Annotated in this window: 9 protein-coding genes; 7 read left to right on the top strand and 2 right to left on the bottom strand. The window is 45.7% G+C overall.

Going from position 1 to position 14904, the window contains the following annotated elements; all coding sequences use genetic code 11:
- Positions 1 to 82: 82 nt before the first annotated feature.
- Positions 83 to 202, top strand: a complete 120-nt coding sequence (locus tag HY811_10980; protein MBI4835322.1) for a hypothetical protein — start codon at positions 83 to 85, stop codon at positions 200 to 202.
- Positions 203 to 1313: 1111 nt separating this feature from the next.
- Entirely contained in the window at positions 1314 to 1814 is a 501-nt protein-coding gene (locus HY811_10975) for a PilZ domain-containing protein (protein MBI4835321.1), read from the top strand.
- 1 nt (position 1815) lies between these two features.
- Here HY811_10975 and HY811_10970 read toward each other — a convergent pair whose 3' ends face one another.
- The gene (locus HY811_10970; GenBank protein ID MBI4835320.1) at positions 1816 to 5541 is read right to left on the bottom strand and encodes a tetratricopeptide repeat protein; all 3726 of its coding nucleotides are present in this window, start codon (positions 5539 to 5541) and stop codon (positions 1816 to 1818) included.
- Positions 5542 to 5722: 181 nt separating this feature from the next.
- Between HY811_10970 and HY811_10965 the strand changes: the two genes are divergently transcribed.
- From HY811_10965 to HY811_10945, 5 genes are all read left to right on the top strand, one after another.
- A complete protein-coding gene (locus HY811_10965; protein ID MBI4835319.1) occupies positions 5723 to 7738 on the top strand; it encodes a 4Fe-4S dicluster domain-containing protein in 2016 nt (671 codons plus the stop codon).
- 52 nt (positions 7739 to 7790) lie between these two features.
- The gene (locus tag HY811_10960) at positions 7791 to 9257 is read left to right on the top strand and encodes a glycosyltransferase family 39 protein (protein MBI4835318.1); all 1467 of its coding nucleotides are present in this window, start codon (positions 7791 to 7793) and stop codon (positions 9255 to 9257) included.
- Positions 9258 to 9374: 117 nt separating this feature from the next.
- Entirely contained in the window at positions 9375 to 9845 is a 471-nt protein-coding gene (ndk, locus tag HY811_10955) for a nucleoside-diphosphate kinase (protein ID MBI4835317.1), read from the top strand.
- A gap of 84 nt (positions 9846 to 9929) precedes the next feature.
- Positions 9930 to 10931 (top strand): hypothetical protein, encoded by a 1002-nt coding sequence (locus HY811_10950; GenBank protein MBI4835316.1) that lies wholly within the window; start codon positions 9930 to 9932, stop codon positions 10929 to 10931.
- Positions 10932 to 10936: 5 nt separating this feature from the next.
- Complete coding sequence (locus HY811_10945; GenBank protein ID MBI4835315.1) at positions 10937 to 12289, top strand: hypothetical protein; 1353 nt, start codon at positions 10937 to 10939, stop codon at positions 12287 to 12289.
- Between the two features lie 9 nt (positions 12290 to 12298).
- On the opposite strand, the gene HY811_10940 is transcribed toward HY811_10945, so the two are convergent.
- A complete protein-coding gene (locus tag HY811_10940; GenBank protein ID MBI4835314.1) occupies positions 12299 to 14821 on the bottom strand; it encodes a DNA internalization-related competence protein ComEC/Rec2 in 2523 nt (840 codons plus the stop codon).
- Positions 14822 to 14904: the final 83 nt, after the last annotated feature.

Genomic DNA, 14904 nt, shown 5'->3' with positions numbered 1-14904 from the left:
TAATCTAATAGACCAACAACAAACAACTAAAAACTGTTATATCTACAGTGCCTTCGGCGAGCTGTTAGTGGATAGTGAGACGGTGCCTCAACGTTACAAATTCACGGGGAGGGAATGGGATTCGGAAAGCGGGACACAGAATAGCAGGGAGAGGCAGTATCGGCCGCAGTGGGGACGATTCTTGAGTGTATTTGTTAAGTAGTCCCTTGACCGCATTAACAAGTTAAAAGTTACATGTTTTCAGTTATAAGTTAACCAATTATCGTGCCTTTGGGAGTGAAAATGGGAGCTTGGATTGGTAGAAACCGAGCTGTCAAGTCTCAAATAATAGGGTTTATTTGCCTTTAGTGTAGACTACTCACGCCGGAATAAAATAACAAGCTTTCATTAACTGTTAAGCAGCGTCCTTCAACCTATAAGCATTTAACAATCCATCGGCAAACTGAATCCGCTCCACCTTTCCTTTAATTACCTTATCTGTTTTCTCCGGTTTGTCCCTGGGTTTGTGATTATATCGGTCATTGGGAACACACCCATCCAATGCCTCGTGTGGACGGTATTCATTATAATAAGCCAGATAATCTTTCAACAGCCTGTCTACCTTTGCTTTAGAGAAGAATAAATACAGGCCCGTCGCACCCCCTATTCCAAGTGCTTTGACCGGTCCGGATAGGGGTCAGGAGGGGGGTATAGGGGAGGTGGGTAGAGGGGGTGGTGATACCCTGTAAGGAGGGCATAACTATTTTTGTTCCCCTTAAATAGAATTTCGATATACTCCCTTTTCGCGCTCGGGATACCCCGGAGAGAGATACCCCTGGGGGTATAGTGGGGATGGGTAGAGGGGGGTGTTTTCATCTGTCTGGGAGGGTGCGAAGTCTTTAGCCGTTCCAAAGTTTATAGGATTCAGATTGATATGATTCTTTCCGCAGTAAATACTTCGGATAATTAGCCTGCTTGGAATTAATAAACGAGGGTATAAAACTAAATCGCTTTACTCCGGGCGGAGCGAGTTACGTGGATTTCATCCTTGATGCGTCAAAACGGCTCTGGCTGGATGTGCAGGTATCTCAGGTTTAAGTAAGGAAAATCCCGACACTTCCCCTCACGGGATGGTCTGCTGACCTACGTATCGGGACGCCTGAATGATGCTACGTGTGGAGGCGAGTCAGTCAGGTGTAGGTCATTAGTTAAGGTGGTTAATTAATGAATTAGGAAAGGTGTCACGGCATTATGTCGGGGCCCTTTTTTTATTTGACCCTGTGTCTCTTTAGAGATATAATACCGCCATAAAATAATTTTAACGGAGAATATATATGATACCTGAAACGAATGAAAACAAGCGGACAAGTCTGCGGGTAGGCGTAAAAAATGCCAAGGCATACGTTGAAAATAAAGGCGGGGGACTCTTGGCTTGGTTTAAAGGCAAGCCCAAGCCGTTTACCATCATCAACGTAAGCGAAAGCGGGCTGAGGATGCTTTCCTATGAAAAACTCAATATCAACGACGAAAAGAACTTCAATATCTCGATTCCATTACTCGGCATGAAGCCCTTGAATGTCTCGGCAAAAGTAGTCTGGGTGGAGCCTTTCGCAAAGTTCCAGGGATTTTTAACCGGCATGAAATTCTCCCAAATTAATAGCGAGGCCAGGGAACGCCTTAAACACCTGGCAAAACTCCTGGGCAGCAAGGTAAAGCCGGAAAAGAAGATAGACCCGAACGCCGCCAAGAACGTGAAGAATCTTTCCAAAGGATGCGTGATATGCCAGTTTGCCACCAAAGGACAGTATGGCATGGGCGGCAAGTTTTTCCGTTAGGTTATTTCGGCGGCGCTTTTCCGTTACCGCTTTCTTTCAAAGTGAACCTGATGGGCCGGGTTTCCATGTAATCAACCTCCCGGCAGAACTCTATAAATGCCGGATAATCCGCGGGCATAATCTTAGCGGGTTCCAGGTGAATCACCCTTTCTATGGAAACAACCGTTTTCCCGTTTTCCGTTTCCTGTTTCGTTACAAGGGTGTAAAATCCGCAGGTTGCGGTGATGGTGGCGCTTTCCGGAATCCAGGCGATATCAGCGCCTTCCGGGAACAGAAACCTGCTTTTTTCGTGATTATAGAACGGCTCCTTTATCTGCAGGGGAAACCGGCGTGAGGATTCTTCGCTGAATTTGCCGGTCAGGTTTAAAGGGGAAAGGCCGTTCCGGCATTTTAATTCCTCGCCCGCCTCGGTAACGAATCCATTAACCAGGCATTTAAGCTTGATTACAAGCGGCTCCGATTGCGAAGAGAGGTTGTTGAAAGAGACGGATTTCACTTCCAGCCCCTGGTAAACCAGCCCAAGCTCTTTTTCCAGCGCGCCGGACCTTTCTTTTTCGTCCATCGCGATAAAGTTGTTTTTCCTGTAACTACTAAGCGCACCGGCATAGGCAATATTTACTTCCAGGGAGACATTATTGCTATTATCTAACAGGAACGTCAGCTCCATGCGGGAAGACCGGTCTTCTATGATGCTTTTGGGAATAGTTACGAATTGGTGTTTGCCACGGTTGTTGATGACAAATGCCTTTCCTCCCTGGGTGTAATCAGGCAAATCGCCGAAGGCGAGATAGCGGTAATCCCCGCAAATCCAGAGTGGTTCGCCATTTTCTTGCATCACCAATAGCAATTGTCCGGCGGTTTCCTCGCGTCCGGTGAAATATTCATAATTCGGGAAATCCCAGTCCGGTTCAGGGCACAGGCTGGGCGGCTGGCGCACCAGTGCGAAATGGCTTTCTATCCCCGTGGCATCCAGCAATGCCTTTAATAAAATCAGGCGGTTGCCGGTATGGCTTAAGAGGATGCCATGCGCGTTTGATTCGCCGCCCTGTCCTTCTTTGACCAGTTCGTTCACGAAGTAATAAATCGCTTCGGCTTTTTCCTTAACGGTCTTTTTGCCGGCCGTAAGGCGCGCGCTTTCTTTTTTTATTTGTTCCGTGACAATAGTCCGGCGCAGATAAAATTCCTTGTACAATTGGTTGATGTCGTCCCAATCATAGCGGTTCTCACCTGCCATGACGTTGGGAAGGACTTCGTCTATGTGCGGCATATTGGATTCCGGCTCTAGGCGTTCGGTCTGGACTGCGGTCCAGCTGTAGGTGACGGTGTCGCTTTGCTCGGAAATCCTCGGCTTATCCTTAAAATTGCGCTGGGAATATTTTATCGGGAATCCCTTGGGCGCGATTATTACGAGTTGTGAAACAAGGAACGGGGCGTCGTAAGCCGGGTCCTGGAAATAAAACTTGGGGAAGTTAAACTGGAAATACGGTTTCCAGGGGTAATCCACCCGGTATTTATATTCCACGATGCTATTAATGGTTATTCCGGGCATGGTCAGTTCCTCTTTTTGGACCAGAGCCGGCTCCATCATCTGTCCGTCCGGGCGGTAAGTGCGCGCCTCCATAAGTTCCGGCGGTTCGCCCGAACCGTAAAACCGGACCGTGCTGTATTTTTCCACGCCTTCCTCGTTAAGGATGCGGTATGCCTGGTGTATTATTTCGCTGTGCGAGCCGTCTTCGTAAATGCGGACAATCGCCTGGTCAGCGAGGTAAACGATATTGGCATGCGGAAAATCCTTCCTGGTCGGCGCCGAAGGAATGAGCGAGGTTACATCTATATAATGCTCTTTGCCGAAATCGTCTCCTTTCGCACCGTTTGCTCCCGGTTTGGCATCATCCGGCTTGGTATATTTAAGATATCGCCTGAGCGGGATATCTGACGGGTTGAGTTCGAGCGATTTTTGGTACGAGGCGATAGCCTCGTCTTTTTTACCCGCATTAAAATAAGCGTTTCCGACAGCCTTTTGGTAACGTCCTTCAAGCGGAACGAGTTCAATAAGCTTCGCATACTGTTTCAAGGCGTTTTCATAATCTTCCGCATTGACAAACGCTTGAGCCAGGCTTTCCAGAAGTGCCGGATTATTCGGCTTGGCTTTAAGCATGGCTTGATAAATGCCGATGGCTTCTTTTAAGCTGCCCATTTCGTTATATAAAACAACGAGAGAATCGTAAGCCGGTGCATATTGTTTGGCAATGCCGAGATAGATTTCCAGGGTTTTTTCGTAGTTCTTGTTGCGCCAGAAGCGGTTTGCCTCGTATGAAAGAACCATGGGATTTTGGGGGGCGATTATCTTTGCATTTTCGATGTATTCATAGGATTCATATTCCCAGTTCAGCTTATTGCAAATTGAAGCGCCGTAAAGGCATCCGTATAGGAATCCGGGATTAATCTTTAACGCCTTGTTTATTTCGGATAACGCCTCTTCCGGTTTATCGTTTGTTTCGTAATACCGGGCTTTTAACTGGTATGCCGGCAGAAACTTGCTTTCGGCGATTAATATTTTCTCCGCCAAGCCCTGGACCTTGTTCTGGCGGTAATTGGCCGGCATCAGCGGGGATGTCTCGCAAACCAACGCGAGATAGTATTTTAGATAGACATCATTAGGTGCAAGTTGGCCGGCTGTTTCCATACAAGCATATGACCGGTCGTAATCGGCATTAAACAAATAGAGGAGACCTAAGGCAAGCGCATCATATACAGTTCGTTCAGGCTTTGAGATATAATAGCTGATTGCGGAAGAATCAATCGGTTGCGATTGGGGGGGGGTATCGGTGGCGATCTCATTTAGTTTCAGCTTGTTTTCGTGCCTGATGCCTTCAAACGGTTTATAGTCCTTATCCAACAGTTGCATACGGAATTGTCCGTTCCCTTCCCCGAAGATGGTTTTAATCATGACGCGGTTCCATCCGGCAGAGAGGCTGACCGGAATAATAAATTCCTGGGGCAGCAAATTACGCAAACGGTCTGCCTCAAAGGCGGGGGAAGAGTTTACCCATAATTTAAATGCTGTTGCCGAGTTGATGATTAAATAGCCATGTTCCGGTTTAACCAGTTCCATCTGGGCGATTCCGTAAACCGCGCCGGCCTTTGGGATGTAATTGAAGAAATTAACCGGCTCCGGTATTGATACTTCAGGCAATATTCTCCAGGATAATTCCTTCCTTTCGTGTATAAGGGCGGATGCGAAATCAAGTTTTTCTTCAGGCAGGAACGGGATATCGAATGATGACCAGTTGGTAAATCCCCATGGTCCCATAAACGCCCAGTCCTTGATATAGCCGAGTTCTTTGGCAAGTTTGGCTGTTTCTTCGCTCCTGTTTTGCACGGTGTATAAATCAACCAGATTCTTTGTGATAAGCAGGCGGTTAAATCCTTTGACGGATTTATTATTGTATAAATCTTCCAGCCGTTTTACCAGTGTCTCATCACTTTTAAGATACGGTCGCAATCCCGGTAATGCCTTCAATAAACACTCGGCTAAAGGGGCTTCCGGGTTTTGCTTAATATAATCCAGCCAATCGATAGTTAATTCGTCATAATCGCCTGATTGTAGCTTATCTGAACACAGGAGTGATTGTTCCAGGCTGATATCACCTGCCAATAAAGCCAAGGGGCTTAATAGGATAACAAGGAATATCAGCAGGAAATATTGTTTTAGCCGTGTATTCATAATTCTGCACTCCTCTCCATCCCGTCTTATCCCGAGATCTCTGTGACCTAGGGACGGGTTTGCGGGGGTCCCCGATAATAAAGAGTCCAGCAGGGGGATATTCTATCAATTAAATCATCTTCATCAAATAAATTGACACATTACTCTGCAATATAATATAATTACGTGGAGATAAACAAAGATGATTTCACACGAGGTTTACTGGCAAGTTCCGGCGCTCTTAAAAGCCCTTCATTACATACTTTTCGTCTTTGCCGCGGTCATTTTTACCCTTGGCATATTCAGGCGCTATAATCTCTGGCGCATTGGACAGTCGGATAACCGATTTAACAACTACCCGGTAAGAATCTGGCGTGTGATTGTCTATGCCCTTTTCCACCGCCGTATCTTGAGCGAAGCCTTTGGCGGGCTTGTGCATTCGTTCATTTTTTACGGGTTTGGTCTGCTTTATATCGGGACACTCATTGTCCTTGTCCAGGCGGATTTCGGCATTATATTCCTTGAAGGCAATTTTTACCGGGGTTTTTCGCTTGCCATGGATATTGCCGGTCTGGCGTTATTGTCAGGATTAATACTTGCATTTACCAGACGCTTTATTATCGGTTCTTCCAACCTGGATAAAACAATACCGGATGCCTTTTCCGTCTTCCTGATATTCTGCATTGCCGCTTTGGGATTCTTGATGGAAGGCTTGAGAATAAATGTAACCGCGCTTGCCCAAGGGGGCGAAGTATTGAAATGGGCGCCTATCGGAACCGTCGTCGCACGGTTATGGGGTTTTGCCGGAATGTCAGAAGAAGGGTTGGTCAGCGTTTATCCCATGTTATGGTTTATCCACTCCACTTTGACATTGGTTTTTATCGCTTATATACCGTATTCAAAGTTGTGGCATATATTCACGGGACCTTTAAGCATTTTCTTTTCCGATCTCAAACACCGCGGGGTATTGAATACGCCGGATTTGGAAAAGGCGGAAACCTTCGGCGTTTCGACCATAAAGGAATTTCCGTGGAAGAATCTGGTTGACTTGGATGCCTGCATGAGGTGTGGCCGCTGCCGGGCAAATTGCCCGACCGATTTGAGCGAAAAACCGCTTTCCCCCAAGAAATTAATCAGGGATTTACGGAATCATCTTGATACCATCAACCCCAATAACAAGACCCAGGAATTTAAGCCTATCCCTGCGAATGTCATAACAGAAGACACAATCTGGGCATGCACCACCTGCAAGTATTGCCAGGAGCATTGCCCTGTATTTATAGAACACGTCGATAAAATCGTGGAGTTAAGGCGTAACCTCGTCCTTTCCGAAAGCAGGTTTCCGGCAGAATTAAAATCGGTTTTTAAGAACCTGGAAACCAATGGAAATCCGTGGGCGGTGGGGTGGGATAAGCGGACGAACTGGGCCCAGGGATTAAATGTAAGAATCCTTTCCGAAAGCCCTTCGGACAAGACCGACTATCTTTTTTGGGTCGGCTGCGCCGGTGCGACTGATGAGCGTAATATTAAGGTTGCCAGGGCGTTTGTCAATATCCTCCAGAAAGCCGGAGTGGATTTCGCCATACTCGGCAACGAGGAGAAATGTTGCGGAGATTCCGCTCGCAGGCTCGGTAACGAATATCTTTACCAGTCAATCGTCCAGGAAAATATGGAAATCCTTAAGAAATATCAATTTAATAAAATCATAACGCTTTGCCCTCATTGCCTAAACACTATTGGAAATGAATACAATGTATTCCCTGTCGGAGGGGGGAGTAAAATGAAACTCTCGGTTATTCATCATACACAGTTGCTTAATCAGCTAATCAGCGAGGGCAAGCTGAAACTCTCCGGCAAAATTGACAAAGTGGTTACATATCACGATTCCTGTTACCTGGGGCGTTATAATGAAATCTACTCCGAGCCGCGCAGTGTTCTGAAGAGCATCGGTTCAATCCGCCTGAAAGAAATGAAGCGTAATCACGTTGACAGTTTTTGTTGCGGAGCAGGCGGCGGCAGGATGTGGATGGAAGAGAAATTGGGCAAGCGTATTAACCAGATAAGAACCGAAGAAGCCGCCAAAACCGGCGCTGATATGATTGCCACGGCGTGTCCCTATTGCCTAACCATGCTCGAAGACGGCATAAAGGAAAAAGACCTGACAGCGAAAATGAAGGCACGCGACATCATCGAGTTGGTTAACGACGCAATCCAATAGCCAACTCTTTTCCTTGATTTAACCCCATTGTTTTTCTATCATTATATTTCTAATGAATAAGCAGACTAAATTGATTCTTTTTATCCTTTTCGGGCTGGCTTTGATAGTCCGCCTGGCAATCGCCCTGAACACATATGTGATTTCAAGCGACGGGCCTTTATATATAGAGGCCGCTTCATATTATTATAACGGGCAGTTTAAGGAAGCAATTTCTCACCCGTATCATCCGGTTTATCCGTTCCTTATGTCCCTTGCTTACCGGTTGATTGGTAATTGGGAATGGGCAGGGATGCTTGTTTCTATACTGTTAAGTTCCCTGGCGGTAATACCGCTTTACTTAATAGCAATTAAGCTTTTTACAAGCAAAGCCATTGCGGTAATTTCATCCTTGTTTTACATATTCCATCAGGAACTGGCGCGGCTTTCATCCGCGGTTCTTACTACCGGGACATTTATATTTCTTCTTACAGGCTCGGTTTATTTGTTTATCGCATCGCGTGAAGAAACAAACATGACACGGAAACGATATTTATTCCTTGCATTGACCGGCGTATTTACCATGCTCTCGTTCCTGACCCGTCCGGATGGGATTGTGCTTCTCTTTATATTTGTTGCGTGGATTGTTTTCCTCGATTTTAGATTGTGGTGGAAAGGCGGGTTGAAAAAGAAAGCGTTAAGTTTGTTATTTATCACTCTGCCCTGGCTCTTGGCAGCTATCCCTTATATTATTTATATGATAAGGAAATCCGGGGAATTCACCATCAGTGGGAAACTTTCTTTTGATAACATAGCCAAGATGGCAAATCCGGTAATCAAGCTGCAATCGATTTATATAACCATAGCCGATTTCTTCGGGGCGAGCGGCATATTCCTTGCTCTTATCATTGCCGGTTGGCTTGTGCGTAAGGGCCATATCAAAGATGGTTTTAATAAGATTAATATCTGGATAATATTGTCGGTGTTTATTGTCTATTTCATTGTCTTGATAAAGTTTGCAGACTTTGCTTTAAGGATAAGCAAGCGATACACTACGCCTTTGATTCCATTAATAATCTTCTGGGGCGCCATCGGATTGTATGTGATTGCAAATAAGATATCTCGCAGGGGATTAATTGCAAGCGTGCTGGTGGTTATTGGTATGTTTATTCCGTTTACCTTTAAACCGGTGAATAAGGATAAGCTTTCTGAAAGGGAAGTCGGAGAATGGATTAAATATAATCACAAAGGCATAGCACAGCCTTTGATTGTTGCGGATTCCAACCGCATTCCTTATTACAGCGGGAGCAGGATTATAGAACATTACACCCAAAGTCGCCTTAGGCTTAACGGGACAAATTATTCTGATTTGATGGAAAACCTCAGATGTATTAAACATAAAGCTGATTATTTGGTTATAGACACGTCGGACATCGACATTATTATCCCTGATTTCAGAAGCAAGTTAAACCCATCTGATTTGGAAGAGATAAATATTTTTCATTATGGGAATACAAGCATGGTCGTTTATAGGGTGAAGTGAAAATCCTCTTGTTTATAGGGGGCTTCTTCCCCTTCCTGAAATCTCCTTTCTCTTGACATTCCTTAAAAGGAGGTATAAAATAAATACTATAATTAAATTTATAAGGAGTGATTTATGCTGGAAAGAACATTGGTTATTATTAAGCCTGATGCGGTTCAGAGGCAATTGGCAGGCAGAATTATCAGCCGCTTTGAGGAAAAAGGTCTGAAAATCGTCGGCTTAAAACTCATTTCCGTCTCGCTTAAACAGGCCCAGACCCTTTATGCCATACATAAAAAGAAAGGGTTTTACAAAGGGTTGGTTCGTTTCATTACCTCAGCGCCCGTTGTGGTCATGGTCCTGGAAGCCAGGGAAGTCGTTTCCATTTGCCGCAAAATGATTGGCGCAACCATGGGACCTGATGCCGAACCGGGCACCATCCGCGGCGATTTCGGGTCAGGCACCACATATAATCTTATCCATGCTTCCGACTCACCGGAGAATGCCAATACAGAAATGTCCGTCTTCTTTACCCAGAATGAGCTCCTGGATTACATGTTGAATACCCATAACTGGATTCATAGTCCGGATGATAAGATTATATCGTAAACACCGTATAAAAAATACGGGTATTTAACGGATTTTTTGAACCAAAGGGGCTTGTATTACGTTTATATTAATGGGGGAAAGACTATGTCACAGGATAATAAATCTAAGAAAAAGATTATTGCGATAGGTGCTTTGCTTGTTCCCGTAGCGATTGCTTTTATTTTCTACGGGGGCATATCGCGGCTTTTGAATTATGCGCGCGCCCAATCCGGTAATAATCCACCCGCCGAAGTCCAGCCGCCGGTTGCTGATGCCGCCTCTGAACCCGTTACGCCGACTAACCAATCCACGACCGAGCCCGTGGTAAAGACCGACCCGAATGAAAAGGGTGTTTATCGCCTTGATAGCGGCGAAGTTGTTTATATGAACGAAAAAAAGATAGAACTGGAAGCGACTATCTCCAATTACAATATGCCGTTGGAGCTCCTCGCCTGTTCAGCCGGAGGCAAGGATTATGAATCGCTGGTTGTTCTTAAATGTAAGCCGCGTAATATCCAGACAGCGCTCATGATGTTCGGCCTGAAAGAAGGGGAAAAACCCAAAAAGCAGGGCGAGATTATGAAACCAACCGGAGATCCCGTGGTGGTGATTGTTGAATGGGAAAACAAAGGCAAGAAGTTTTCATACCGCGCCGAGGATTTGATTATAGACATACGGACGGAAAAACCATGGCCCAGAGTCGGTTGGGTTTATACCGGCTCGACTTTTGAGGATGAGATTGATTACGATACAGGCAAACCGACCGGGCGACAGATATATCTGGCAGAGGCAACCAAGACTATCATTGCCACTTACCACGACCCGGCGGCTATCATAGATAATCCGACCGAAAGCGGCGGATACGGCACTGGCACTTTTTACCAGCCGAATAAACCGCTTCTTCCTGAAATCGGGACGGCCGTTAAGGTGATTATCCGTGTTCCTACTGAAAAGGAAATAGAGGAAATCAAAAAGGCTAAGGAAGATGTCACCAAGTGGGAAGCTGATTGGAAAAAGAAAGTCGAAGAGGAAATGAAAAAGTGGGAGGAGGAAAAGAGAAAGAAGGAGCAAGAGCAAAATAAAGACAAACCTGATCCTAATAAATAAAATATATGGAAAACAGGAACGATTTAATCGGCTCATTGCGGCGCGTCAGCAATGCCCTTTGGATAAAAAACACCCTGGAACATATTCTTTTGATTGGATTCTACTTCATTATTCTTATTGCCGTTGCCGTTATCCTAGCCAAGCTGGGGATCCTGATGCTTTATATCTGGGATTACCTTTTGATTCTTGGCATCGGGTTTGTCTTCGGCTTATCCATAGGGATATCCAGAAAGCCTTCGCTTTACCAGACGGCGATATTCCTGGATGACGCTATGCTCTTGAATAACCGTTTGGCCGCCAGCCTGGAATGTGTCGTAAAACCCAGCCCTAATACGATAGAAAAATTACTGCTCAGGGAAACGGAAACCATCAGGTTCCGCATTGCGCCCGCAATAGCTTATAAACGGTTTAACACGAATTATATTTTCCAGTTTGCGCTTTCCGTTCTCGGGATAATCGTCATCTGGCTTATCCCCATAAACTTTTCCGAGGCTAAGGAGACCCTGAATGACTTGATGGATAACCAGGCAGGCAAACTCACCAATACGCTCCAATCATTCCAAAATAAGACTGATTTGGATGCCATGACCAAAAGCCTTTCCGACCAGATGGAAGCTGTCGCGCAGGCGATAAAGCAGGGCGATAACCCGGAAGAAATATTGAGGCAGTTGGAAGAGCTGAAAGAGAAAACAGCCAAAGAGCTCCGGCAGATAGAGACCGCGAATAAATTGCTGGACCAGATTGTTCTTATATTCAATAAGACAGCATCGCCTGAACTGTCCGGTAATCCGGCTGAAATCAATAAATTAATGAAGGAAATAGAAACGGCCCTTGCCGCAGGGCAGGTGAGCGTTGATATGTTTAACCAGCTGAAAGACGCCTTGAAAGAGGCGATTGATAAGATGCCGTCCGAAGTATTGGGACAAAACCTGAAAGAAGGACTGGAAGCGCTGGAAAATAAATCCAATCCGGATACAGGGGCTTTCAGCGAGCCGTTGCAGGAATTCTTTGAAGCCATCTCCCGGAAAAACCGGCAGGTAATGGAAACCATCCAGACCCGGCTTAAGATATCCGAAAGGGAAATCAAAGAGGCGATATCAAAATATCAATCAGGTTCTACACAGCCAACTTCTTCTCCGGAACAAACGGGTTTTTCGTTGGCGAATGACGCGGCCTATGCCCCGCAGCACCCCTCAGGCGGCGCGCCGGATAGCGTCCGTGAGTTTTCCATTCCGCTTGATACGCCTCCCGAGAGAATCGAGCTTTTGCAGGAAGTAATCAAGGCGCGCGCAAAGGCGCTGGAAAATCATGCCTGGCCGTCCAAATACGACGAACTGATAAAAGAGTATTTCAAATAGCGGACGGTTTCAATTCCCATCCTTAAACGGGCGAATGCTTATCCCTTCTTCCCCGAACCTGATTGTGACCGCTCCGTCTTTATAAGAACTGAAGACCTTAACATTATTCTCATCGCAGAGTTGGATGGTTTCATCCGCGATTGAGTTTTCCGTGCCGTTAATCAGGGCGTCTTTCGGCTGGACGGCTTCGATAAGGCTCCGGATGCGCGGCTCCTTATATCCGTGGTGAGGAATCTGGAGGATATCGGATTGGAAGCCTTTCTGCCCGGATTCCAAAAACCAGAGTATGCCCATGGTCTGGATATCGCCCGTTAAGAGCAGTGATTTTTCCTTACAGGTTATTTTTAGTATCATCGAGATATCATTCGGGTCTTTGAAGGCCTGATTGCTTTTCTCTACCTCGTCCCAGGTTGGTGGGCCCATGACCGTTCCGATAATATCTTTCGCGAGGGTTATCTTATCACCGCGGTTGACCCTTTCAATAGCGATGCCCATATTGGAAATCAGCGAAACCAGGATTTTACCGTTGTCGTTCGAGCCATGTTCAAACCAGTAATCCGATATAATCACACGCCTAACGCGGAATCTTTCCAAGAGTGATGGAATGCTGTTGATATGGTCGAGGTGCGAATGCGATAAAATTATCGTGTCTATTTTTGTGATGCCTTTTTCCCACAGGAACGGGGCGATGGTCTGACCGCCGACATCAAACGGGCTGGTCGTGCCGGAATCATAAAGCACATTTTTGCCGTCAGGGAATTCCATATAAAAGCTCGACCCATTGCCGACATCTATCATGGTTATATCAGCTGAGTTATGTTTGACGGCGCCCAGCGGAGTTATAATCCATCCGGCAATAAGCAAAACTGTTGCGCCACTTAACGCCAAAAGGTATTTCAAACGCCGCGCACCCAAATATGGCGATATATACCACAGACAAAACATCGTGTAATAGCCGGTTATCATCCATAAAGGAATATCCGGCAGGTAAAAATAAGCGCCGGGCATCCGCGCTAAAAGTTTAACAGTCCATGTCGTAGCATCGGACAATAACATCAGGGCGTCCGGGAAGACGAGTGGTATTCCTATCAAACTAAACGGCAGGTATAAAAGGCCGATTAGTAATATCAGGAAAATAAGCGGACTCAGGATAAGATTAGCCGGGATGAAAACCGGCGTGATAATATTAAAATATGTTATGACAAGCAGCGCGCTTCCGAGCCACGCGGAAACCGATACAGCAACACTCCTGAAAATATACCACTTAACAGCGCGCCATATTTTCTCCGGCCATGTTTGCGGGATGACGGCAAGCAGGGCTTCATCTTCCTTCGGTAAAATGCGCATCATTTCCGGGTATAACATTACCATGGATAAAACACAGATGAACGAGAGCTGAAAGCCGATGCTGAATAACTCGTTTGGATTATACAAAAGAATTATAAGCGCAGCCAGGGCCAGGCTGTTAAGGGAATTGCTTTTGCGCTTGAATAAATCCGCTCCCAGGAACACCATGACCATGATTCCCGAACGAACTACCGGCGTATTAAAACCGGTCAATCCCATATAAAAGAGCGTTATTAGCATTAAGGGAATCGTCCGCCGGTTGCCGGTTATCTTCAGCATGGAAAATATCCACAGAAACATTCCCAAAACCAGGACCACATGTAATCCGCTTACCGAGAGAAAATGAATAGTCCCTGTCCGCTGGAAGTTGTTTTCCTGGTATGCTGGAACCGCGTTCTGGTCGCCAAGAATTAATGCCTTGATTAACCCCTGGTGTTCCGCTGTAAAAGTACTTTCTATCTTTTCGCTCAGCTTGCGCCGGACAGATTGCACCATCCGTAAAATGAAGTTCCCATGACCGGAACTTGTGATTTTAAGGTTATCCGGTTTTGTCAGGAGAATGGTTTTATAAATACCTTGGCGCTGAAGATATTGGCGGTAATCAAATCCTCCGGGGTTGGAAGGCGGCTTGGGAGAGGAAATCAAGCCTAGTATTTCTACCCTGTCTCCGTATTTGATTTTAGGGGTAAACTCATAAAATCTTACCAGCAATAAGCCGTAAGTTTGGATGGTTTTATCGCTGTTACCGCCGGCCGGCATTAGCGTTTCGCATCTGATAACAAACCGCCCTCTGATTCCATCCCGGAATTTATCATCAAACATTTCCTCGTCATTTTCGCCGTCAATATCCGGGTCGTTGGTGATGACCGGCTCTTCCGTAACTACTCCGGTAAGGATTATGGCAACATCTTCATGCTTAAGATTAGCTATATGATTTCCCGGCAGTTCGTTTGCGCAGTATAGCCTGAAAAATCCGGCTATTAAAAATAATATCAAGATAAGAATAAATCTGAAAGCAGATAAACGGTTGAATAAATAAAGCGCGCCCCAGGAAGCGAAAGCGGCTGCCAACAGCCAGAATGCGGTGTTTTTCGGCAGGATATTGTAATTTGCCAAGAGAATGCCTGCGATAAAGAAGGCAGTAACCGAAACCAACGGGCGTGGCGGCGATTTTATGGTAGACATTTCATGTTTATCCCTATCAAAAGCCTTTGATTATTTCAAGGGAAAAGGATAATAAAAATACAATAAATCACAAAAAAATGTTG

This window comes from Planctomycetota bacterium, assembly GCA_016207825.1.
Lineage (GTDB): Bacteria > Planctomycetota > MHYJ01 > JACQXL01 > JACQZI01 > JACQZI01.
The sequence above is the reverse complement of the archived record's forward strand: the minus strand, read 5'-3'. Positions and strand labels throughout refer to the sequence as shown.

Bases quoted from the DNA above. Each gene is read 5' to 3' on its own strand.
- HY811_10950 (MBI4835316.1), top strand. From the start codon at position 9,930: ATGTCACAGGATAATAAATCTAAGAAAAAGATTATTGCGATAGGTGCT.
- HY811_10940 (MBI4835314.1), bottom strand. From the start codon at position 14,821: ATGTCTACCATAAAATCGCCGCCACGCCCGTTGGTTTCGGTTACTGCC.
- HY811_10965 (MBI4835319.1), top strand. From the start codon at position 5,723: ATGATTTCACACGAGGTTTACTGGCAAGTTCCGGCGCTCTTAAAAGCC.
- HY811_10970 (MBI4835320.1), bottom strand. From the start codon at position 5,541: ATGAATACACGGCTAAAACAATATTTCCTGCTGATATTCCTTGTTATC.
- HY811_10975 (MBI4835321.1), top strand. From the start codon at position 1,314: ATGATACCTGAAACGAATGAAAACAAGCGGACAAGTCTGCGGGTAGGC.
- HY811_10960 (MBI4835318.1), top strand. From the start codon at position 7,791: ATGAATAAGCAGACTAAATTGATTCTTTTTATCCTTTTCGGGCTGGCT.
- HY811_10945 (MBI4835315.1), top strand. From the start codon at position 10,937: ATGGAAAACAGGAACGATTTAATCGGCTCATTGCGGCGCGTCAGCAAT.